This window comes from Natronorubrum marinum (assembly GCF_052040125.1).
Lineage (GTDB): Archaea > Halobacteriota > Halobacteria > Halobacteriales > Natrialbaceae > Natronorubrum.
This window is the reverse complement of sequence record NZ_JBPPFV010000001.1, coordinates 1,556,456-1,575,131: the sequence shown is the minus strand read 5'-3', so window position 1 is coordinate 1,575,131 and position 18,676 is coordinate 1,556,456. Positions and strand designations below refer to the sequence as shown.

Genomic DNA, 18,676 nt, shown 5'->3' with positions numbered 1-18,676 from the left:
GACGGGGAGGTCGGAATTTTGCGCCTTCTGCGGAAGGATCAGGGACCGTTCGACGTTCTGCAGGAATTTTGCTATTCGGAACTGCCATGAACTATGTTAACAACCCACGGGAAGGTTTTTGCCATGTGAGCAGCTACCGGTCTACATGAGCCGTGACCGGGCTCTCCTCGAGCGAGCCCTGGACCGTGGTGAACAGGACGGTGGCAACGTCGAGTTCAAGGAACGACTGTCACGTGACGTTCACCTCGAGGGTGGACGCCGAGAGAGTTTGGCCGCGCAACTCCGGCACCGAATTCTCTCCGGAGACGGCGAAGCGACGTACGTCGTCGGCGTGACGGACGACGGCGGACTCGCGGGCATCGATCCCGACACCTTCTCCGAGACGATGGACGTCCTCTCCTTGCTGGCCGAGGAGGCCGACGCACACATCGATGACGTCCAGACGTGGGGTATGAATGGCGGACTCGTGGGGATCGCAATGATTCGCGAAGGCGGCGTCCTCGAGACGGACGACGAACACGTTGTCGTCGGCACGGCGGGCCACGTCGACCACGGGAAGAGCACGCTGGTCGGCTCGCTCGTGACCGGGAAACCGGATGACGGCGACGGTGCCACGCGCGCCTATCTCGACGTCCAGCCCCACGAGGTCGAGCGCGGACTCTCCGCGGACCTCTCTTACGCCGTCTACGGCTTCGACGACGACGGTGGCCCGGTACGAGTGGGTAACCCGAACCGCAAGGCGGACCGAGCAGCAGTCGTCGAAGAGGCCGACCGACTCGTCTCCTTCGTCGACACCGTCGGTCACGAGCCGTGGCTCCGAACGACGATCCGGGGGCTCGTCGGGCAGAAACTCGACTACGGCCTGCTGGTCGTCGCCGCGGACGACGGCCCGACTCGGACCACGCGCGAACATCTCGGCGTTTTACTCGCGACGGAACTACCGACCATCGTCGCGATCACCAAGACCGACGCCGTCGACGACGAGCGCGTCGAGGAGGTCGAACGCGAGGTCGAGCGACTCCTGCGGGAAGTCGAGAAGTCGCCGCTGCGGGTCGCTCGCCACGGCGTCGACGCCGCAATCGACGAGATCAGCGACCGCGTCGTCCCGATCGTCGAAACGAGCGCGGTCACGATGGAGGGGCTCGAGACGCTGGACGAACTCTTCGATCGGTTACCGAAGACCTCCCAGGATACCGGCGAGTTCCGAATGTACGTCGATCGGAGCTACTCGGTGACCGGCGTCGGCGCGGTCGCCTCGGGGACGGTGATGTCCGGCGAGGTCGAGGCCGGCGACGAACTCCTGCTGGGACCGATGCCCGACGGCCGATTCCAGGAGGTCGAGGTCCGCTCGATCGAGATGCACTACCACCGCGTCGACAAGGCGCAAGCCGGCCGCATCGTCGGCATCGCGCTGAAAGGCGTCAAGGAGAGCGCCATCGAACGTGGAATGGTTCTTCTGCCCCGCGACGCCGATCCGAAACCGGTTCGGGAGTTCGAAGCCGAAGTGATGGTGCTCAACCATCCCACCCGGATCGGCGACGGCTACGAACCCGTCGTCCACCTCGAGACGATCGGCGAAGCCGCCGCGTTCCACCCCGACGACGGCCGCCTCTTGCCGGGCGACACCGGCGAAACCACGGTTCGATTTAAGTTCCGCCCATACCTCGTCGAAGAGGGTCAGAAATTCGTCTTCCGCGAGGGGCGGAGCAAGGGCGTCGGGACGGTGACCGAAGTCCACCCGATGGACTGAGAGTTCCGCGCTCCCGTTTTCACGCCGATTCGGCGCTCGAGATCGTTCCCACCCCGATCGGCGACGAGCCGGTGATCGTGCCGCCGAGTGTGACTGCGTCGGGTTCCATGAACAGCACCGTCTCGTCGGGCATCGAGACGTCGGTTCGGATCTGTCGCTCGAGGAACTCGAGCGACGCGGCCTCGGGACCGCGTTTTACGAGCCCGCGTTCCATCTCGCGGCGCGTGTTGAGGCTCATGTAGAACTCGCAGTCGGCGTGGTCGGTGTGCTCCTCGAGGCGGCGATACACCGCCTGACAGACGTCGACCGGATCGGTTCCGGTCGCGTTGACGATCATGGTCGATTCGGTAGCCGATTCCTCGTCGTTGCGTATCGACGCCACGATCTCCCGAAAGTTGAGCGCGCGGTCGGTCATGGTCCCACGTCGAAACGAGCGACCTAAAGTCGGCCGATCGACGCCGAACGCACTCGGTGGCGCGAACGGTTCGCTTCGCCCCGCGATCACCGTCTAGCCCCACTCACCACGGCGGCGTCGAAAGCTCTCGCAGCGCCTCGAGACGGTACGTCGGTGCTGGCTCCGCCGGTTCCGTGACGGCATCAGTGGCCGGGATCCACACCGAGACGAGGCCCGCCGCTCGAGCACCGGCCACGTCCGAAGAGAGCGAGTTCCCGACGTACACTGTTCGGTCGGTGCTCGAGCCGAGGTCCTCGAGCGCCCGTTCGAACGGCTCGGCAGCCGGCTTTGGGGCGGTGTCGTAGCCGGCATAGACGACCGTTTCGAACCGATCGTCGAGCCCGGTCGCCTCGAGTTTTGTCCGCTGCATTCCGGGAGCACCGTTGGTGATCAGTCCGAGGCGGTACTCCGCGGCCAGCGCGTCGAGAACGTCGCGGGCTCCCGGCAGGAGTTCGACGGCTTCCTGATCGCGAACCTCGCTGAACGTCTCGGCGACGGCGTGGCCCGCCTCCCGACCGTGGCCAGCGTCGAGAGCGAGGTCGGCGAAACACCGGCGGCGGAGATCGTCGGCGTCCGTACTGGCCTCGAGATAGTCTCGGTAGCGTCCGTAGTAGTCCTCGACCGTCCAAAGCGGGCTGAGACCCGCCTTCTGGAACGCCTGGTCGAGGACGTCCACTCCGCGCTGGTTGTACCGACAGAGGGTATCGTCAAGATCGAAACAGACCGCCTCGATTTCGACACGCCCGGAGTCGCGTTCGGCCATGGCTGTCGGATACGGCTGTTGATACGAAAAATCACCCGGCTCGTGGTTCGGTCGACCCGGAGCTACTGAGCCTCCCGTTCGGTCGACGATCGATACCGATCAGCGCCAGCGCGCTCGATCAGCCCGAACAGAACGCCCCACTCGAGAAGCCGTCGAATCCGCTCGGCCCGGCGCGACTCGAGTCGACCGGCATCGCCGTCGCGACCGGACGCGGTGAGATCGCCACGAACAGCGGTGAACGTCTCGCCGTCGGTGAGCGGATCATCGGCCTGCTCGAGAATCTCGAGCACCGAATCCACCCCGTAGACGCGGTCGCGAAACGCCCGCTGGAGTCGTTTCGACTCCGGCGACGCGCCGTCAGTCACGCCCTCCGCGTCCGAACGCCGACGATAGCCTGCCGACTCCTCGGTCACGAGTTCGAGCGCCCGCAGGAAGACGAGCCAGGTCTCGGCCTCGCTTCGGCTCTCGAGGTGCGTCTCCGCGACGAGATGCTGACAACAGTCGTCGACGGCGCCGGCTTCCGGGGGAACGGCCTCGAAAATCGGCCCGATAGCCTCGATATCACTCGGCGGTTCGGGAACCGGTTTGAACTGCACGGCTACAGACCGAACGACTCGACGAGTAACGCTTCATCCGTCTCGCCGTGAACGTACGTCGGCCCGCCGAGTACGTCAATAGTTACTTTCGCGGGCGCGAAGAGATCCGATGGGACCTCCGAGAACTCCCACTCGAGGTCGTCGAAGATTTCGCCGAACGGTCGACCGTGACCCTCGGCAGCCGTCGACGGCACGTCCTCGAAGACGTCGGCATCTTCACGAACCGTGAGGTGGGCCGTCCCGCCGTAGGCGATGGCGTCGTTCGTGCGAGCGATCGCCGTTCGTTCGTCCGCGGCGACGGGGGCGACCGGCGCTCGGCCCGTCGCCGAGACGATATCCAGCGGATCGTAGCCCAGTTCGGAGAGGCGGAAGGTCGCCAGTTCGGCCGTTCGGGCGGCGTTCGTGACGCTCCCGACCAGGCTCGCGGTCGGATAGGCCAGCAGGAAGACGCCGCTGGTCTCGACCTCGGCGAGGTCCGCGACGTGTTCGGCCGCGGATTCGGTCGGATCCTGGTCGGTTTCGACGGCCAGCGCCGTCAGATCGAAGGCGTCCGTGTAGCCGACGCGGTGGAACTCCTCCTCCTCGGCGACGAGCGCTCGAGCGGGGCCGCTTCCAAGCCCCTCGAAGTCCTCGGTCATCACTTCCCAACCCGCCTTCTGCGAGCAGAGCAGCGACAGGGCCGGCTGATCGGTTGAGAGTTCGACGAACGGGATCGGTGCCCCACCGAGCTCGCCGAGTCGGTGACTCGGCGTCGCCATCCCCGCCGTCTGGATCTCCGTTAGCAACAGTCCGGCCTCGATCCCGCCGTCGAACTCGAGACCGAAGTCGAGGACGCTCGCTTCGTTCTCGAGGTCGTAGCCGCCGATATTCAGCTCCTCGGCGTACTCGAGGGCCTCGTCGACCAACTCGATCGCCATCCGGTTGAGACTTTCCATAGAACTGCTTCTGCGTCCGTCCTGAAACCTCTTGCAGTTTCGCACGCGACGATCGGGCGCTCGCGACCATCTGAGTGAACTCCCAGTTCGATCTCAACCGAGTGCCAGTCTTCGTCCTTCGTGGGGCGTTCTTCGCGCTCTACGGCACGTTGTTGGCCTTTCTCGAGGTCAACGTGCTAGTCGGCGCTCGACTCGTCGACGGTGTCTTCTCGCTACGAACAGCGGCAATTGTAGCGTGCTGTGCTACGGAGAGCGTTCGAACTGCAGGCAAAATCGACCCGATTGAAGCAGATTCGGACGAAACCCGTTCAGGACGGGACCGCGTAGCCGGCGTTTTCGATCGTCGATCCGAACGTCGCTTCGTCGACCGCTCCCTCGTCGTACTCGATCCGTACCGCTGCCGTTTCGTGATCGGCCGTCGCGGAAACGACGCCCTTGAGCGACTCGAGGGCTTCCGTCACGGTTGCTTCGCAGCCGTCGCAGGCCATTCCGTCGACCGTCAGGGTCGTACGCTCCATACGACTGCTACTTCCGCGGGTCTGTTGAGCGTTCCGCTCCTGACTCTCACCACCACGGGCGGTCGTGCCGTGCTCACCAGTCCGGTATCGATCGTCGTGCGCTTCCGTCGAAACTCGTCGTCGCTCACGCCAACAGAAGCACGCTCGAACTCCGGCAGTCGGGACAGACGCGTTCGCCACCGACACTGGCGTTTCCGTCGACGATCATCCAATTCAGTTCGTTCGCGTCGCCGAACCACCCGCAATCGGGGCATTCGGAGTTCATGTCTCGAACTACGTCACGATAACACATACCACTTTTTCACGCGATTTGGCCGATCGAGCGGCGTCGTCGGCGGTGATTCGCCGGTGACTCGCCCGGTCGTTTATCAGGCGTTCGGCCCGACCGCCTCCCGAGCGTTCGATCGTCCGTCACGCGCTCGAGCACTCGTTGGCGCTCTTCGTCGCCGCGACATGCGGTGCGCACCACAACTCGACCGACGACGATTTGCTCGCCCAGTGCGTATTGCTATCATGACTCGTCACATCCTCGTCCCGTTCGACGACTCGCCCCCGTCGACGTTGGCTCTCGAGTACGCGCTCCGCGAATATCCCGAGGAGCAACTGACCGTCGTCCACGTGCTCAACCTCCGTCAGTATCACCTGTACGACGAGGGGTACGCATACACGCCGGAACTCCTGGAACAGGTGGAAGCGCGAGGTGAGGAGTTACTCGAGCGCGCCCGTCAGACGAGCCGTGAACACGGCGTCGAAATCGAAACGGCGCTGGTGGAAGGCGTCCCGGCGAGGGCGATCAACGACTACGTCGACGAACACGGCGTCGATCACGTCGTCATGGGGAGCCACGGACGATCCGGTGCGACCCGAATCCTGCTCGGGAGCATCGCCGAAACCGTCGTCAGGCGGTCGCCCGTCCCCGTGACCGTCATTCGGTGAGCATCGGTTGGTTTCCGGCGTTCTCAGACCCCCGCGAACCGGCTCGAGGAGTGCTCACCACATCCACTACAGCGGCCGCTCTCGAGGAAGCAACTATTTTGGTCGCAGATTCGAAAGCGCCGGTACGGAAGTTATCCACACGGCACTCCGGACCGACGATCTCGACGCGACCCTCGAGTGTCACACCGACGCAACCTACGAGCACGTCGTCGAGCATCTGAACGAATAGCGTCCGCGGAGCCTCGAGTGCCCGGACTCGAGCCGATCGACTCCGTTCTCGACCGTTCGTTCGCAGATCAATTCGACGGCGGCACAGACTGGATCGTTACGAGCGACGGCGGACCCGACGTGTCCCGGTTTTCCAACGCACGTGTTTTAATGGGTGGTTTGATATGTGATTGGACTGTTCTTTCGATCATGTACACAGTACTCGTCCCGGTCGACGAACAACCAGATCGAGTGAGCGCGCAGATCGAGGCCGTTCTCGATCTCCCGAACGCAGCCGACGACGTCGCCGTCGAACTGCTGCACGTCAGGAAGGAACTCGAGTTCGCCGACAGCGACGAGGACGTGGAGATCGGGAAGATTCGCTCCGATCTCTCGGTCGAGGAACTCGACGATCTGATCGAGACGCTCTCGCTAGCCGTCGACGAACTAGCTGAAGCCGATGTCGACACCACCATTCACACGGCAACTGGCAACCCCGCCGCGGCCATCGTCGACGTCGCCAACCAGTTAGACGTCGACGAACTCGTCGTCGGTGCCCGCCGACAGTCGCCGGTCGGGAAAGTCCTGTTCGGCAGCGTCGCCCAATCCGTCATCCTCGACACCGATCGGCCGGTAAAAGTCGTCCCTGCCTGAAGTCGGTCACTCGTCTCCACGGCGCTGCTCGCCGCCTGAATTGAGCGTTTGTCGCCGCGCTCAAACGCGAGATCCCTCCCACGCGTACTCCCCTACTCGTCTTTGTTTCTCGCTGCTCGGCCGAGATGCTCCTCGACGGCCTCGACTTTCGCCGCCGCGTTCGTGTCTCGGTTCCGTTTGTCGTCGATCTTCAACACGGTGCTGACGCGATCGTGGTCGACCGCTTCGTGGGCCGCCTGTGCGGCCGCGAAGAGTTCGCCGATGTCGTCAGTCTCGATCACCGTCCCCATCGGATTCGTCTCGTACTCGACGTCGTACGCCTCGAGCGCGTCGACGGCCTTTGCGATCTCGCTGGACATGCTGTCTTCGACCACCGGTGCGACGCTCAGGAGTGCGATTACCGTCATCGAGTTTGCTGACGACGCGAAGGCTCCTAAACCCGTTCCATGCGGATTTCGAGTCGTCGACCTCTGCGACGAATTTCAGCTCCGGCGCTCTCAGGCGCTACCGACTCTGGCGGTTCGATAGCTCGCGGAGCGCCGAAGCGACGGCTCTCGAGCGTCGAAAAACGGGGAGTAGAGAGCGGCGGGGACGGACAGGAGCCGGGTTCAGTTGGACTGGCCGGGACGGCTCGTCTCCGTCGGCGGGTAGACGATGACGTCGCCGTTCGCGTAGACGTACACCTCGTGCTCGAGCGCGGTGAAGGCGATGTGGCCGCCGGAGCGTTCGGTGCCGTCGGCCTTCTTGCTGAAGATGCGATCGAGCGCGTCCGGATCGACACTGTCGTAGAGAGAGAACTCGCCCTGGGAGACGTCGGTGTCCGCGATCTGTGCGATGGCGTGGACAATCGTCGTGGTGATCGTCGCGGTGCTGTCGAAGTCGTGGTGGAAGACGTAGCGGTCGTTGGTCGGGTCGTACTGGAGGTCGTTCGCGTCGTCGGCGGTAGGGAGTTCAGTTTGCATTGCTAAATCACGAGTTCAATTGTCTATTGCCCCGTAGCAAGCCACGGTATAAAAGCCAATCGCAGGCGGTATTGGTTACTGATTTTGACCCAGAATCTGTGAGAACTGTTCGATCAGTCAGATAGTGTTCCCCTACTGATGGTCAGTTAGAAGGATAGCTCCGTCGTCCCGTCAGTACAATCACGTCTTATCGAGTGTGGACTCATCGTTTTCGTTCGAAAACGACGTCTTTGCCTGTCAGCGGGCCGGTAGCGGCTCGCAGCGAATAGCACTTTGGGACGAACGAAATGTCACAGCCCTTTGCCATCCCCGGCGTAATCGGTTGTTCACTGCCTCGACTGCCGGTGTGGTTTTCAATTGCGACTCTCGAGGTGGGGCGCCCGGGCTCGAGGATGGTCACTGGTCCGCGAGTAGTCACTGGTCCGCGTGCCGGCCGGGATTTGAACGACGCCCAGGTATGCTCGTTTCGCTGCCCGCGACTGGTCTACGTTCAAATTCAGGACGGTTTTTGAGTGAACGGACTCCTCGCTTCGCTCGTCGGTATCGTTCACCCAAAAACGCGCTGGCTGGGATTTGAACCACGCCTGAGAACCTGCTCCCTGCGGTCGCAGAACCTCAGTCTACTCCACATCCAGACCGATTTCTCCGAACATAGGTACTCGCATTGCTGCGCAATGCTCGTGATGTTGTGTTCGGAAAACTGCGCTGGCTGGGATTTGAACAACGCGAAGACGATCTTGCTCGCTCACTGCGTTCGCTTTGCAAGCTGCGACTTCTCTCGTTCAAATCCAGACCGATTTCTGTCGCTCACGAGTTTGTTCGCGACAGAAATGCGCTGGCTGGGATTTGAACCCAGGTTGTGACCATGGCAAGGTCACGTGATACCACTACACTACCAGCGCCCTGCTACACTCTATTGTACACCCGGAGGGATGTATAAGGGTTGCGAATCGACCCGGCATCGGCATGCCGGAACATGACGATGTCCGGCCGCCCGCTATCGGTTCTCGAGCCAACGTACCCGTCCGAACAACCCTGTTTTCCGGAAATCGATCATACAATTATCACTTCGACAGAGTGTGTGGCTGTAACACACGAATTCGCGGGTGTGAGCCGTTCACAGCCGGGATCGAATCCGCTACCCTTTTAAGACATTACCGGCAACACATCGCTACAGTCTAGTGACGCGGCGCCGAAGCGTTTCGGCATGACCGTCAGCATACTCGTCCCGTCGTCGCTCACCCGTGAAGCCGAGGACAAACGCGAGGCAACTCGCAAACTCGGATACGTCGCCCGCGCGGCGACGATCTTCCGGGCCGATCGCCTGATCGTCTATCCCGACCGGGATGGCGAAACCGGGCGATTCGACGGCGAATTCGTACATACCGTCTTGCGGTACGCCGCAACCCCGCCATACCTCCGCAACGAGGCATGGGGGATGCGGGACGAACTGGAGTATGCGGGCATCTTGCCGCCGCTCCGTGCCATGTCACAGACCGGCTCCGAATCTGACGGTTCGGGGTCGTCAAGACAAGGAATCGTGACCGAGGTCGGACCTGAAGGGCGCGTCCGGGTCAATTGCGGCTTGCAACACCCGATCTCCCTCAACGTTCCTCCGAAAATGGAGGTCGAGGAGGGGGAGCGCGTGACCGTCAGGATCTCTTCGCGACGACCGGTCCGGGCGAAACTCGTCGACGGTCCCCTTCCGGGACTGTCGGTCGAGCGGACGGACCTCTCCGCAGCACTCGGCCGTGAGGACGCCGGCGTCTGTATCGCAGCCTCCCGATTCGGTGAGAAGCTCACCGTCGGACGGCTCGAGACGCTGGCCGGACGCGTCGAACGGGACGGGATGACCGTCGCGTTCGGGGCGCCCGAACGAGGGCTGCCGGACATCCTCGACATCGAGGCTTCCGCCGTCGCCCCCGCGGATGGAACGGGCGACGCGGACGACGGAGTCGAACCCACTGCCGATCCGGGGTTCGACCTCTGGCTAAATACGGTTCCGGACCAGGGAAGCGAGGTCGTGCGAACGGAGGAGGCTCTGTTCGCCTCGCTCGCTCCCCTCTCACTGAGAGAGTGATAGAATGCCACAAGCAAATTCACCACGCAAAGGCTCACTCGGGTTCGGTCCACGACAGCGTGCGACCAGCGAGGTCCCACGCTTTAACTCGTGGCCGGACGACGACGGACAGCCAACGCTCCAGGGATTCGCGGGCTACAAGGCCGGCATGACCCACGTCGTTATGGTCGACGATAAAGCGAACTCGCCGACCGAGGGGATGGAACAGACCGTCCCCGTGACGATCGTGGAGACGCCGCCGATGCGCGCGGTCGCACTACGAGCGTACGAAGCAACGCCATACGGCATGAAGCCGGTCACCGAGGTCTGGACCGACGAGTTCGTTTCCGAACTCGATCGCGTCCTCGACGTCCCCGGTGATGACTACGACGCCGACGCCGCCGAAGACGAACTTCGCGGCTACCTCGAAGGAGGACGCGTCGACGACGTTCGCGTTATCACGCATACGGTTCCAGGGAGCATTCCCTCGATGCCGAAGAAGAAACCGGACGTGATGGAGACGCGAGTCGGCGGCGGTTCCGTCGAGGACCGCGTCGATTTCGCCCTCGAGACCGTCGCAGACGGCGGCGAGCACGTCATGAACGACGTGTTCCGCGCGGGCGAGTACGTCGACGCAAGCGGTGTCACGAAAGGAAAGGGTACCCAGGGTCCCGTCAAGCGATGGGGCGTCCAGAAACGAAAGGGCAAGCACGCCCGGCAGGGATGGCGCCGCCGCATCGGGAACCTCGGTCCCTGGAACCCGTCCCGCGTTCGGTCGACGGTCCCACAGCAGGGACAGACCGGCTACCACCAGCGGACGGAACTGAACAAACGCCTCGTCGATATCGGCGACGGCGCAGACGCGACGGTCGACGGCGGCTTCGTCAACTACGGCGAAGTCGACGGACCGCACGCGCTGATCAAGGGCTCGCTCCCCGGGCCGAACAAGCGCCTCGTGCGCTTCCGCCCGGCGATCCGACCCGGAGACCAGCCGCGCCTCGATCCCGAGGTACGCTACGTCTCCACCGCATCTAACCAGGGATAACACATGGAAGCAACAGTACGAGACCTGGACGGCGACGACGCGGGCTCGATCGAGCTCCCGGCGGTCTTCGAGACCACCTACCGCCCGGACCTGATCGCTCGCGCCGTCAACGTCGCCCGGGCAAACCGAAAACAGGCCTACGGTGCCGACGAGTTCGCTGGCATGCGCACGCCCGCGGAGTCGTTCGGTAGCGGTCGCGGGATGGCTCACGTTCCACGTCAGGACGGACGCGCACGACGCGTTCCCCAGGCGGTTAAAGGACGGAAATCCCACCCACCGAAAGCCGAGAAGGACCAGTCCCAATCGATCAACACGAAAGCGAAGAAACTCGCCGTCCGCAGCGCTATCGCGGCGACGACGGACGCCGACCTGGTCGCCGAGCGCGGCCACCAGTTCGACGACGACGCGGAGATTCCCGTCGTCGTGAGCGACGAGTTCGAAGCCCTTCAGAAGACGAAGGAAGTCGTCTCGTTCCTCGAGGCCGCCGGCCTCGCGGACGACATCGAACGCGCCGACGAGGGTCGGAGCGTCCGATCCGGACAGGGGAAAGCCCGTGGCCGGAAGTACAAGACGCCGACGTCGATTCTGTTCGTTACCTCCAGCGAGTCCGGCCCGTCCCGTGCGGCTCGGAACCTCGCCGGTGCCGACGTGACGACGGCCGCGGAGGTCAACGCCGAAGAGCTCGCACCCGGCGCACAGCCGGGTCGGCTGACCGTCTGGACCGAGAGCGCACTCGAGGAGGTGGCAGACCGATGAGTTCGATCATCGAGCACCCCCTCGTGACGGAGAAGGCGATGAACGACATGGACTTCGAGAACAAGCTCCAGTTCGTCGTCAACCCCGACGCCGCGAAACCCGAGATTAGCTCGGTCGTCGAGGAGCGCTTCGACGTCTCGGTCGACAACGTCAACACGCAAGTGACGATGAAAGGCAAGAAGAAAGCGATTATCAAACTCTCCGAGGACGACGACGCACAGGAAGTCGCCTCGCGAATCGGGGTGTTCTAAAGATGGGACGACGAATTCAGGGACAACGACGCGGTCGCGGTGGCCCGACGTTCCGTGCCCCGTCACACCGCTACAAGGCGAAACTCGACCACAAGAAACAGGAGGACGACGACCTCGTTCGCGGAACAGTCGTGGATATCGAACACGACCCGGCGCGATCCGCGCCGATCGCCGCCGTCGAGTTCGACGACGGCGACCAGCGACTCATCCTCGCACCCGAAGGCATCGCCGTCGGCGAGGAGATTCAGGTCGGCGTCTCCGCGGAGATCAAGCCGGGTAACACGCTCCCGCTCGCGGAGATCCCCGAAGGAATTCCGGTCTGTAACGTCGAGGCGAACCAGGGCGACGGCGGTCGATTCGCCCGGGCCTCCGGCGTCAACGCGGATCTGGTCACTCACGACCGCAACGCTGCGGTCGTCCAGCTTCCCAGCGGCGAGGTCAAGCGCCTCGATCCGCAGTGCCGCGCCACCGTCGGCGTCGTCGCCGGCGGCGGTCGAACGGAGAAACCGTTCGTCAAGGCCGGGAACAAGTATCACAAAATGAAGGCACGGGGGACGAAATACCCTCGCGTCCGTGGTGTCGCGATGAACGCCGTCGACCACCCGTTCGGTGGCGGTGGCCGACAGCACCCGGGCAAACCAAAGTCCGTCTCGCGGGATGCCCCGCCGGGACGGAAGGTTGGTGACATTTCCTCGCGCCGTACCGGCCGAGGTGGAAACAAATGAGTCAGGAGTACCGAACCGGCCGCGAAGGTGAGTTTACCTACCGCGGTCACACGCTCGAGGAGTTGCAGGATCTGGACATCGACGAAGTCGCAGAACTGCTGCCCGCTCGAAAGCGGCGAAGTATCGAACGCGGCCTCTCCGTCGAGAAGCAGAAGCTGCTCGAGAAGGCCCGCGAGAAAGAAGAAGAGGAGACGGCGAACGCGCCGATCCGAACGCACCTGCGGGATATGCCGATCCTGCCGGAGTTCGTTGGCCTGACCTTCGAGGTCTACAACGGACAGTCGTTCGAGCGCGTCCGCGTCGAGCCCGAGATGATCGGACACTATCTCGGCGAGTTCCAGCTGACCCGCACGTCCGTCGAGCACGGACAGGCAGGGATCGGTGCGACTCGCTCCTCGAAGTTCGTCCCACTGAAGTGATCATCGTATGGGAATCAACTACTCAGTCGACGCCGACCCGGACAAGACCGCGAAAGCGATGCTTCGGGAGCGTCACATGAGCAACAAGCACAGCAAGGAGGTCGCTCGCGAACTGAAGGGCCGAACCGTCGCGGACGCACAGGCCTTCCTTCAGGACGTCATCGACAAAGAGCAGTCCGTTCCGTTCAAGTCCCACAACACCGGTGCGGGTCACCGCTCCGACATCGACGGCTGGGACGCAGGAAAGTACCCCGAGAAGGTCTCGGGCGAGTTCCTGGACCTGCTCGAGAACGTCGCGGCGAACGCTGACCACCAGGGTTTCGACGGCGAATCGATGAAGATCGTCCACGTCGCCGCCCACAAGGTCGGCGAATCGGTCGGTCGCAAGCCCCGCGCGATGGGGCGTGCATCCGCCTGGAACACGCCGCAGGTCGACGTCGAGATCGTCGTCGAGGAAGTCGACGAAGAAACGGAGGACGATAACTAATGGCTGACGAACACCAATTCATCGAAAACGGCCTTCAGCGGTCCCAGATCGACGAGTTCTTCCAGGAAGAACTCGGCCGCGCAGGCTACGGTGGCATGGACGTCGCCAAGACGCCGATGGGAACCCAAATCGTCCTCAAGGCCGAAAAGCCCGGGATGGTCATCGGCAAAGGTGGCGAGAACATCCGGAAGGTCACGACGGCGCTCGAGGAGAAGTTCAACCTCGAGGACCCACAGATCGACGTGCAGGAGGTCGACGAACCCGACCTCAACGCACGCATCGTCGCGGACCGACTGGCTAACGCACTCGAGCGCGGCTGGTACTTCCGGAAGGCCGGTCACACGACGATCGACCGCATCATGGACGCCGGCGCGCTCGGCGCCGAAATCGTCCTCTCCGGAAAGGTCACCGGTGCCCGCTCGCGCGTCGAGAAGTTCAACCGCGGCTACATCAAGCACAACGGCGAACCCGCCGAAGAGGTCGTCGACCACGGCCAGGGCGTCGCGGTGATGAAACTCGGTACCATCGGGGTCGACGTCAAGATCATCCCGCCGGGAGCCGAGCTGCCCGACGACTTCGGTGTCCACGAAGATATGGACCCCGCAGAGGTCGTTCCCGACGCCGTCGAGGCCAACGAGGCCGAGGGCGTCGAGGAGCTGCTCGAGGGCGAACCCGAGGAGGCCGAGGCCGCCGACGACGGCGCCGAAGCCCCTGCCGAGGATGCCGTCGAGCCCGAGCCAGAACTCGAAGAAGAGGACGTCGAGGAGGTCATCGAAGCGGAAGTCGAGACCGACGAGGAAGACGTCGACATTCCCGACGACTCCCCGATCGAGGAGGACCTCGACGAGCTCGAGGAAGACGTCGAAGCCGAAGCCGAGGAACTCGTCGCGGAGATGGACGAGGAGGAAGCCGAGGCCGACGACGCGGACGAGGGAGGTGACGCCTGATGGCGATCCTCCACGTCGCAGAGATTCGCGACATGACCCCTGCGGAACGCGCAGAGGAACTCGAGGAACTCGAGACGGAACTGCTGAACCAAAAGTCCGTCCTCGCCGCCGGTGGTGCCCCGGAGAACCCGGGCCGCATCGGCGAACTGAGCCGGACGATCGCTCGGGTCAAGACGATCCAGCGAGAAGAAGGCGACCTCGGCGACGAGTAAGATAACAATGGCACTGACACCCGAGACCCTGCCCCGACACGAACTCAATGGACTGCCCGTGAGAGTCGTCGAGAGCGACGACGCCTCGCGGGTTGGCCTCGAGGGACGCGTCGTCATCGAGACGACGAACACCCTTTCGATAGAAGTTCGAGACGATGGCGAGTCTCGGGTGCTGATGGTGCCGAAGTCGGGCTCGACGTTCGAGTTCGCGATCACAGATGAAGCCGCCGAGGACGAGAAGTCCTCGGGGACTGCGTCCAAACTGGCCGATACTCAACCCGACCCGTCCGAGGAATCGGACGAGTCGGACGGAGCCGGCGGCGATGCCGCCGGCTGTGCTCGTGTCAGCGGGCACGCCGGCGAGGACGTAGCCTACGTTACGGTCGATGGATCGCGGCTGCTCTCACGACCCGCCCGACGCACGGAAACGAATGGTGACTCACCATGGCAATAGGACTAGACGTTGAAACCCCTCCGGAACCCGAAAACCCGGAGGAATACGACTACGAGACGTGTCCGTTCTACGGCGAGCTTCCCGTTCGAGGACAGATCCTCGAAGGGCAGGTCGTCTCGACGGACATGGACAAGACCGTAGTCGTCGAGCGAGAGTATGACGTGACGGTTCCGAAGTACGACCGTCAAATGAAACGTCGCTCGCGCGTTCCGGCACACGTGCCGGGCGTGCTCGAGCCACTCTCGGTCGGTGACACGGTCAAGATCGCAGAGACCCGACCACTGTCGAAGACGAAATCGCACGTGGTTGTCGAAGTAACCGAAGAAGCGACGGCAGAGGACGTCGCTGAACTCACCGGCGAAGCGGAGCCGGACCCACAGCTCTCGGCCGAAGACCTCAGCGCCGAGAGCGATGACGAAGAGGGTGATGAGTGATGGAGGCGATGAAAGCCGACGTCACGCAGGGACTCAAGAAGGGGTCGCTGGTCACGTGTGCCGACAACACCGGCGCACGCGAACTCAAAGTCATCAGCGTCGCGGGCTACCACGGCACCAAGAACCGCCAGCCGAAGGCGGGAATCGGTGACAAAGTGACCGTCTCGGTCACCAAGGGTACCCCCGAGATGCGCCGGCAGGTCCTCGAGGCCGTCGTCGTCCGCCAGCGGCAATCGATCCGCCGGCCCGACGGCACGCGCCTGAAGTTCGAGGACAACGCGGCCGTCATCATCGACGAGAACGAAGAGCCCCGCGGGACGGAGATCAAGGGCCCGATTGCCCGCGAAGTCGCGGAGCGCTTCGGAGCAATCGCATCCACCGCAACGATGATCGTATAGAACTATGAGCGAACAACCAACCAAACAGCGAAACGAAACTGCGCGTGCACCGCTGCACAAGCGACAGAAGCAGCTTCACGCGACGCTGTCCGACGACCTCCGCGAGGAGTACGGCACCCGTCGAACCCGCGTCAACGCGGGGGACACGGTCGAGGTCATGCGCGGCGACGACGCCGGCGAATCCGGCGAAGTCCTGCGTGCGATCCTCGAGGATGGCACCATCCACGTCGAGGGCGTGACGGTCGAGACGGCAGACGGCGAAGAAGTGCCGCGGCCGCTCGCCCCCTCGAACGTCCGTCTCACGGACCTCGACCTCGAGGACGAGCGTCGCGAGGCACGCCTCGAAGGTGATAGCGAATGACGAAACACCAGAAACGACTGTCAGTACCGAAGTCCTGGCCGGTCGAGCGCAAGACGGAGACCTTCACGGTCAAAGCCGGCGCTGGACCGCACGGTAAGGACGGCGTGCCGCTCGTCGTCTTGCTGCGGGACGTACTCGGCTACGTCGACTCCAAGAAAGAAGCACGATACGCCCTCTCCGAGGATGCGATCCTCGTCAACGGGGAACCGATCAACGACGAACAGCGCCCGATCGGCATGTTCGACATCGTTGCGTTCCCCGGCCGAGAGGAGTACTACCGCGTCTTCCCCGACGAAGGCGGTCGGCTCGCGCTGACCGAAATCGACGAGGACGCCGCCGGAAGCCGCCTCGGCAAGATCAAGGGCAAACAGCAGGTTCCCGGAGGACAGACGCAGCTGACCCTCCACGATGGCACGAACGTCATCGTCGACGACGAGACCGAGTACAACTCGGACGACTCGATCGTCGTCGACAACGATGACAAGTCCATCGTCGCCCACTTCCCGTTCGAAGAGGGTGCGCTCGTGACGGCCGTCCGTGGCAACCACGGCGGCAAGATCGGCGAGATCGACGCGATCGACATCACGCCGGGCAGCGGCCCGAACACGATCGGTGTCGACACCGAGGACGGCGGCTTCGAAACCATTCAGGAGTACATCGTCGTCATCGACGAGAACTTCACGGGTGATGATGATGAGTAGTGAAGCCGGATCCGACGGCGAGTTCCACGAGATGCGCGAACCCCGCGTCGAGAAAGTCGTCGTCCACATGGGCGTCGGCCGCGGTGGCCGCGAACTCGGCAAGGCCGAAGACATCATCGAGGCGGTCACGAACCAGCAGAGCGTTCGTACCCAGGCGAAACGGACCGAACCCGACTTCGGTATCCGTCAGGGCGACCCGATCGGCACGAAGGTCACCCTCCGCGGCGAGGACGCCTACGACTTCCTCGACAAGTCCCTGCCGCTCGCGGAGTTCTCCGCGAAGCAGTTCGACGACACCGGCAACTTCAGCTTCGGCGTCGAGGAACACACGGAGTTCCCGAGCCAGGAGTACGACCCGAACGTCGGTATCTACGGAATGGACGTGACGGTCAATCTGGTTCGACCGGGCTACCGCGTGGCCAAGCGCGACAAGGCCAACCGGTCGATCCCGTCGAACCACCGACTCACCCCCGAGGACGCCATCGCGTTCATCGAGGCGAACTTCGACGTGACCGTCGAGGAGGCAGACGATGAGTGAAACTGAAACTGACGTAGAACGCGAGCAAACGGGCGAACACGCCGCAAAGCGCACGGGCCAGGAAGCGGCCTGCCAGCGCTGTGGCCGCAAACAGGGGCTCGTCGGCAAGTACGACATCAACCTCTGTCGCCAGTGTTTCCGCGAAATCGCTCGCGATATGGGATTCAAGAAGTATCGATAACATGACCGGAAACGATCCACTCAGTAACGCGCTCTCGGGAATCGACAACGCCGAGAGTGTGGGACATCTGTCCCACGAGGTAACGCCCGCCTCCAACGAGATCGGCAGCGTACTCGAGGTCTTCTACGACCGCGGGTACATCGACGGCTTCGAGTACGTCGACGACGGTAAAGCCGGTCAGTTCGAGGTCGAATTGAAAGGAGCGATCAACGAGTGTGGCCCCGTCAAGCCCCGCTACGCCGCAGGTGCCGAGGACTTCGAGAAGTGGGAGAAGCGCTATCTCCCCGCTCGAGATTTCGGTGCGCTCGTCGTGACGACGAGCAGCGGCATCATGAGCCATTACGAGGCTCGTGAGCAGGGGATCGGCGGCCAGGTAATCGCATACGTCTACTAACCATGCGAGTCGAACTGGAAATCCCCGAAAACGTATCCGTCGAGATCGACCACCTCGACGTGACCGTCGACGGTCCAGAGGGCAACGTCACGCGACGTCTCTGGTACCCCGACGTGTCCGTCGAACTCGAAGACGACACTGTAGCGATCGAAAGCGACAACGAGGACGCGAAAACGAACGCGACCGTTGGCACCTTCGAGAGTCACATCCGCAACGCCTTCCACGGCGTGACCGAGGGCTGGGAGTACAAGATGGAAGTCTTCTACTCTCACTTCCCGATGCAGGTCCGCGTGGAGGGTGACGACGTCGTCATCGAAAACTTCCTCGGCGAAAAGGCACCGCGACGTACGACTATCCACGGTGAGACCGACGTTTCCGTCGACGACGAACGGCTCGTCCTCTCCGGTCCGAACAAGGAGGACGTCGGCCAGACAGCGGCGGACATCGAACAGTTGACACGCGTCAACGACAAGGACACCCGCGTCTTTCAGGACGGGGTCTACATCACCGAGAAACCCGCCAAAGGAGGTGCCTGATAG

The 18,676-nt window shown here is 63.2% G+C and carries 29 protein-coding genes and 1 tRNA gene; 21 read left to right on the top strand and 9 right to left on the bottom strand.

Going from position 1 to position 18,676, the window contains the following annotated elements; translation table 11 throughout:
* Positions 1-145: 145 nt before the first annotated feature.
* Positions 146-1,750, top strand: coding sequence for a GTPBP1 family GTP-binding protein (locus ACSFC5_RS07805; protein ID WP_440764652.1), 1,605 nt, complete (start codon positions 146-148; stop codon positions 1,748-1,750).
* Positions 1,751-1,769: 19 nt separating this feature from the next.
* On the opposite strand, the gene ACSFC5_RS07800 is transcribed toward ACSFC5_RS07805, so the two are convergent.
* The 6 genes from ACSFC5_RS07800 to ACSFC5_RS07775 form a co-directional block, all read right to left on the bottom strand.
* Complete coding sequence (locus tag ACSFC5_RS07800; RefSeq protein WP_440764651.1) at positions 1,770-2,165, bottom strand: hypothetical protein; 396 nt, start codon at positions 2,163-2,165, stop codon at positions 1,770-1,772.
* A gap of 103 nt (positions 2,166-2,268) precedes the next feature.
* A complete protein-coding gene (locus ACSFC5_RS07795) occupies positions 2,269-2,967 on the bottom strand; it encodes an HAD family hydrolase (RefSeq protein WP_440764650.1) in 699 nt (232 codons plus the stop codon).
* Between the two features lie 62 nt (positions 2,968-3,029).
* Positions 3,030-3,563 carry a double winged helix-containing putative transcriptional regulator gene (locus ACSFC5_RS07790; RefSeq protein WP_440764649.1) on the bottom strand — a complete coding sequence of 178 codons (534 nt, stop codon included), beginning with the start codon at positions 3,561-3,563 and terminating at the stop codon, positions 3,030-3,032.
* A 2-nt stretch (positions 3,564-3,565) separates the two neighbouring features.
* Positions 3,566-4,498, bottom strand: a complete 933-nt coding sequence (gene mch / locus ACSFC5_RS07785) for a methenyltetrahydromethanopterin cyclohydrolase (RefSeq protein ID WP_440764648.1) — start codon at positions 4,496-4,498, stop codon at positions 3,566-3,568.
* A 308-nt stretch (positions 4,499-4,806) separates the two neighbouring features.
* Positions 4,807-5,016, bottom strand: coding sequence for a heavy-metal-associated domain-containing protein (locus ACSFC5_RS07780; RefSeq protein ID WP_440764647.1), 210 nt, complete (start codon positions 5,014-5,016; stop codon positions 4,807-4,809).
* A 124-nt stretch (positions 5,017-5,140) separates the two neighbouring features.
* Positions 5,141-5,281 carry a hypothetical protein gene (locus ACSFC5_RS07775; protein ID WP_440764646.1) on the bottom strand — a complete coding sequence of 47 codons (141 nt, stop codon included), beginning with the start codon at positions 5,279-5,281 and terminating at the stop codon, positions 5,141-5,143.
* Between the two features lie 248 nt (positions 5,282-5,529).
* Between ACSFC5_RS07775 and ACSFC5_RS07770 the strand changes: the two genes are divergently transcribed.
* Both ACSFC5_RS07770 and ACSFC5_RS07765 read left to right on the top strand, forming a co-directional pair.
* Positions 5,530-5,952, top strand: coding sequence for a universal stress protein (locus ACSFC5_RS07770; RefSeq protein WP_440764645.1), 423 nt, complete (start codon positions 5,530-5,532; stop codon positions 5,950-5,952).
* A 417-nt stretch (positions 5,953-6,369) separates the two neighbouring features.
* Entirely contained in the window at positions 6,370-6,813 is a 444-nt protein-coding gene (locus tag ACSFC5_RS07765; protein ID WP_440764644.1) for a universal stress protein, read from the top strand.
* Positions 6,814-6,905: 92 nt separating this feature from the next.
* Here the strand turns inward: ACSFC5_RS07765 and ACSFC5_RS07760 are convergent, their stop codons facing one another.
* The 3 genes from ACSFC5_RS07760 to ACSFC5_RS07750 form a co-directional block, all read right to left on the bottom strand.
* Positions 6,906-7,220, bottom strand: a complete 315-nt coding sequence (locus tag ACSFC5_RS07760; protein WP_440764643.1) for an MTH1187 family thiamine-binding protein — start codon at positions 7,218-7,220, stop codon at positions 6,906-6,908.
* Between the two features lie 201 nt (positions 7,221-7,421).
* Entirely contained in the window at positions 7,422-7,775 is a 354-nt protein-coding gene (locus tag ACSFC5_RS07755; RefSeq protein ID WP_440764642.1) for a HalOD1 output domain-containing protein, read from the bottom strand.
* An 831-nt stretch (positions 7,776-8,606) separates the two neighbouring features.
* Positions 8,607-8,677 (bottom strand) — tRNA-Gly (locus ACSFC5_RS07750).
* Positions 8,678-8,982: 305 nt separating this feature from the next.
* Here ACSFC5_RS07750 and ACSFC5_RS07745 point away from each other — a divergent pair.
* Genes ACSFC5_RS07745 through ACSFC5_RS07660 form a run of 18 tightly spaced genes read left to right on the top strand, consistent with a single transcriptional unit; the run spans position 8,983 to position 18,673 of the window.
* The gene (locus ACSFC5_RS07745) at positions 8,983-9,855 is read left to right on the top strand and encodes a putative RNA uridine N3 methyltransferase (RefSeq protein WP_440764641.1); all 873 of its coding nucleotides are present in this window, start codon (positions 8,983-8,985) and stop codon (positions 9,853-9,855) included.
* 4 nt (positions 9,856-9,859) lie between these two features.
* Positions 9,860-10,879 carry a 50S ribosomal protein L3 gene (locus ACSFC5_RS07740; protein WP_440764640.1) on the top strand — a complete coding sequence of 340 codons (1,020 nt, stop codon included), beginning with the start codon at positions 9,860-9,862 and terminating at the stop codon, positions 10,877-10,879.
* Positions 10,880-10,882: 3 nt separating this feature from the next.
* Complete coding sequence (gene rpl4p / locus ACSFC5_RS07735; protein WP_440764639.1) at positions 10,883-11,635, top strand: 50S ribosomal protein L4; 753 nt, start codon at positions 10,883-10,885, stop codon at positions 11,633-11,635.
* Complete coding sequence (locus ACSFC5_RS07730) at positions 11,632-11,886, top strand: 50S ribosomal protein L23 (RefSeq protein WP_440764638.1); 255 nt, start codon at positions 11,632-11,634, stop codon at positions 11,884-11,886. Before rpl4p ends, ACSFC5_RS07730 begins: the two co-directional genes overlap by 4 nt.
* Positions 11,887-11,888: 2 nt before the next feature.
* The gene (locus ACSFC5_RS07725; protein ID WP_440764637.1) at positions 11,889-12,611 is read left to right on the top strand and encodes a 50S ribosomal protein L2; all 723 of its coding nucleotides are present in this window, start codon (positions 11,889-11,891) and stop codon (positions 12,609-12,611) included.
* Positions 12,608-13,030 carry a 30S ribosomal protein S19 gene (locus ACSFC5_RS07720; protein ID WP_440764636.1) on the top strand — a complete coding sequence of 141 codons (423 nt, stop codon included), beginning with the start codon at positions 12,608-12,610 and terminating at the stop codon, positions 13,028-13,030. The genes ACSFC5_RS07725 and ACSFC5_RS07720 overlap by 4 nt, the downstream gene beginning before the upstream one ends.
* A gap of 7 nt (positions 13,031-13,037) precedes the next feature.
* On the top strand, positions 13,038-13,517 hold the full coding sequence (locus ACSFC5_RS07715; protein ID WP_440764635.1) for a 50S ribosomal protein L22: 480 nt from the start codon (positions 13,038-13,040) through the stop codon (positions 13,515-13,517).
* A complete protein-coding gene (locus ACSFC5_RS07710) occupies positions 13,517-14,464 on the top strand; it encodes a 30S ribosomal protein S3 (RefSeq protein WP_440764634.1) in 948 nt (315 codons plus the stop codon). Before ACSFC5_RS07715 ends, ACSFC5_RS07710 begins: the two co-directional genes overlap by 1 nt.
* A complete protein-coding gene (gene rpmC / locus ACSFC5_RS07705) occupies positions 14,464-14,676 on the top strand; it encodes a 50S ribosomal protein L29 (protein WP_440764633.1) in 213 nt (70 codons plus the stop codon). The genes ACSFC5_RS07710 and rpmC overlap by 1 nt, the downstream gene beginning before the upstream one ends.
* A gap of 7 nt (positions 14,677-14,683) precedes the next feature.
* Positions 14,684-15,130: a ribonuclease P protein component 1 gene (locus ACSFC5_RS07700; RefSeq protein ID WP_440764632.1), complete on the top strand. Its 447-nt coding sequence runs from the start codon at positions 14,684-14,686 to the stop codon at positions 15,128-15,130.
* Positions 15,121-15,564 (top strand): 30S ribosomal protein S17, encoded by a 444-nt coding sequence (locus tag ACSFC5_RS07695; RefSeq protein WP_440764631.1) that lies wholly within the window; start codon positions 15,121-15,123, stop codon positions 15,562-15,564. The genes ACSFC5_RS07700 and ACSFC5_RS07695 overlap by 10 nt, the downstream gene beginning before the upstream one ends.
* Positions 15,564-15,962, top strand: coding sequence for a 50S ribosomal protein L14 (locus ACSFC5_RS07690; protein ID WP_090303786.1), 399 nt, complete (start codon positions 15,564-15,566; stop codon positions 15,960-15,962). Before ACSFC5_RS07695 ends, ACSFC5_RS07690 begins: the two co-directional genes overlap by 1 nt.
* A gap of 4 nt (positions 15,963-15,966) precedes the next feature.
* The gene (rplX, locus tag ACSFC5_RS07685; RefSeq protein WP_440764630.1) at positions 15,967-16,323 is read left to right on the top strand and encodes a 50S ribosomal protein L24; all 357 of its coding nucleotides are present in this window, start codon (positions 15,967-15,969) and stop codon (positions 16,321-16,323) included.
* On the top strand, positions 16,320-17,024 hold the full coding sequence (locus tag ACSFC5_RS07680) for a 30S ribosomal protein S4e (protein ID WP_440764629.1): 705 nt from the start codon (positions 16,320-16,322) through the stop codon (positions 17,022-17,024). The genes rplX and ACSFC5_RS07680 overlap by 4 nt, the downstream gene beginning before the upstream one ends.
* Complete coding sequence (locus ACSFC5_RS07675) at positions 17,017-17,562, top strand: 50S ribosomal protein L5 (protein ID WP_440764628.1); 546 nt, start codon at positions 17,017-17,019, stop codon at positions 17,560-17,562. Before ACSFC5_RS07680 ends, ACSFC5_RS07675 begins: the two co-directional genes overlap by 8 nt.
* Complete coding sequence (locus ACSFC5_RS07670; RefSeq protein WP_006088310.1) at positions 17,555-17,743, top strand: 30S ribosomal protein S14; 189 nt, start codon at positions 17,555-17,557, stop codon at positions 17,741-17,743. The genes ACSFC5_RS07675 and ACSFC5_RS07670 overlap by 8 nt, the downstream gene beginning before the upstream one ends.
* A gap of 1 nt (position 17,744) precedes the next feature.
* The gene (locus tag ACSFC5_RS07665) at positions 17,745-18,137 is read left to right on the top strand and encodes a 30S ribosomal protein S8 (protein WP_440764627.1); all 393 of its coding nucleotides are present in this window, start codon (positions 17,745-17,747) and stop codon (positions 18,135-18,137) included.
* Positions 18,138-18,139: 2 nt separating this feature from the next.
* The gene (locus tag ACSFC5_RS07660) at positions 18,140-18,673 is read left to right on the top strand and encodes a 50S ribosomal protein L6 (RefSeq protein WP_440764626.1); all 534 of its coding nucleotides are present in this window, start codon (positions 18,140-18,142) and stop codon (positions 18,671-18,673) included.
* Positions 18,674-18,676 lie beyond the last annotated feature (3 nt).

Coding starts and splice junctions, on each gene's coding strand:
- ACSFC5_RS07805 (WP_440764652.1), top strand. CDS start 146: ATGAGCCGTGACCGGGCTCTCCTCGAGCGAGCCCTGGACCGTGGTGAA.
- ACSFC5_RS07800 (WP_440764651.1), bottom strand. CDS start 2,165: ATGACCGACCGCGCGCTCAACTTTCGGGAGATCGTGGCGTCGATACGC.
- ACSFC5_RS07795 (WP_440764650.1), bottom strand. CDS start 2,967: ATGGCCGAACGCGACTCCGGGCGTGTCGAAATCGAGGCGGTCTGTTTC.
- mch (WP_440764648.1), bottom strand. CDS start 4,498: ATGGAAAGTCTCAACCGGATGGCGATCGAGTTGGTCGACGAGGCCCTC.
- ACSFC5_RS07780 (WP_440764647.1), bottom strand. CDS start 5,016: ATGGAGCGTACGACCCTGACGGTCGACGGAATGGCCTGCGACGGCTGC.
- ACSFC5_RS07775 (WP_440764646.1), bottom strand. CDS start 5,281: ATGAACTCCGAATGCCCCGATTGCGGGTGGTTCGGCGACGCGAACGAA.
- ACSFC5_RS07770 (WP_440764645.1), top strand. CDS start 5,530: ATGACTCGTCACATCCTCGTCCCGTTCGACGACTCGCCCCCGTCGACG.
- ACSFC5_RS07765 (WP_440764644.1), top strand. CDS start 6,370: ATGTACACAGTACTCGTCCCGGTCGACGAACAACCAGATCGAGTGAGC.
- ACSFC5_RS07760 (WP_440764643.1), bottom strand. CDS start 7,220: ATGACGGTAATCGCACTCCTGAGCGTCGCACCGGTGGTCGAAGACAGC.
- ACSFC5_RS07755 (WP_440764642.1), bottom strand. CDS start 7,775: ATGCAAACTGAACTCCCTACCGCCGACGACGCGAACGACCTCCAGTAC.
- ACSFC5_RS07745 (WP_440764641.1), top strand. CDS start 8,983: ATGACCGTCAGCATACTCGTCCCGTCGTCGCTCACCCGTGAAGCCGAG.
- ACSFC5_RS07740 (WP_440764640.1), top strand. CDS start 9,860: ATGCCACAAGCAAATTCACCACGCAAAGGCTCACTCGGGTTCGGTCCA.
- rpl4p (WP_440764639.1), top strand. CDS start 10,883: ATGGAAGCAACAGTACGAGACCTGGACGGCGACGACGCGGGCTCGATC.
- ACSFC5_RS07730 (WP_440764638.1), top strand. CDS start 11,632: ATGAGTTCGATCATCGAGCACCCCCTCGTGACGGAGAAGGCGATGAAC.
- ACSFC5_RS07725 (WP_440764637.1), top strand. CDS start 11,889: ATGGGACGACGAATTCAGGGACAACGACGCGGTCGCGGTGGCCCGACG.
- ACSFC5_RS07720 (WP_440764636.1), top strand. CDS start 12,608: ATGAGTCAGGAGTACCGAACCGGCCGCGAAGGTGAGTTTACCTACCGC.
- ACSFC5_RS07715 (WP_440764635.1), top strand. CDS start 13,038: ATGGGAATCAACTACTCAGTCGACGCCGACCCGGACAAGACCGCGAAA.
- ACSFC5_RS07710 (WP_440764634.1), top strand. CDS start 13,517: ATGGCTGACGAACACCAATTCATCGAAAACGGCCTTCAGCGGTCCCAG.
- rpmC (WP_440764633.1), top strand. CDS start 14,464: ATGGCGATCCTCCACGTCGCAGAGATTCGCGACATGACCCCTGCGGAA.
- ACSFC5_RS07700 (WP_440764632.1), top strand. CDS start 14,684: ATGGCACTGACACCCGAGACCCTGCCCCGACACGAACTCAATGGACTG.
- ACSFC5_RS07695 (WP_440764631.1), top strand. CDS start 15,121: ATGGCAATAGGACTAGACGTTGAAACCCCTCCGGAACCCGAAAACCCG.
- ACSFC5_RS07690 (WP_090303786.1), top strand. CDS start 15,564: ATGGAGGCGATGAAAGCCGACGTCACGCAGGGACTCAAGAAGGGGTCG.
- rplX (WP_440764630.1), top strand. CDS start 15,967: ATGAGCGAACAACCAACCAAACAGCGAAACGAAACTGCGCGTGCACCG.
- ACSFC5_RS07680 (WP_440764629.1), top strand. CDS start 16,320: ATGACGAAACACCAGAAACGACTGTCAGTACCGAAGTCCTGGCCGGTC.
- ACSFC5_RS07675 (WP_440764628.1), top strand. CDS start 17,017: ATGAGTAGTGAAGCCGGATCCGACGGCGAGTTCCACGAGATGCGCGAA.
- ACSFC5_RS07670 (WP_006088310.1), top strand. CDS start 17,555: ATGAGTGAAACTGAAACTGACGTAGAACGCGAGCAAACGGGCGAACAC.
- ACSFC5_RS07665 (WP_440764627.1), top strand. CDS start 17,745: ATGACCGGAAACGATCCACTCAGTAACGCGCTCTCGGGAATCGACAAC.
- ACSFC5_RS07660 (WP_440764626.1), top strand. CDS start 18,140: ATGCGAGTCGAACTGGAAATCCCCGAAAACGTATCCGTCGAGATCGAC.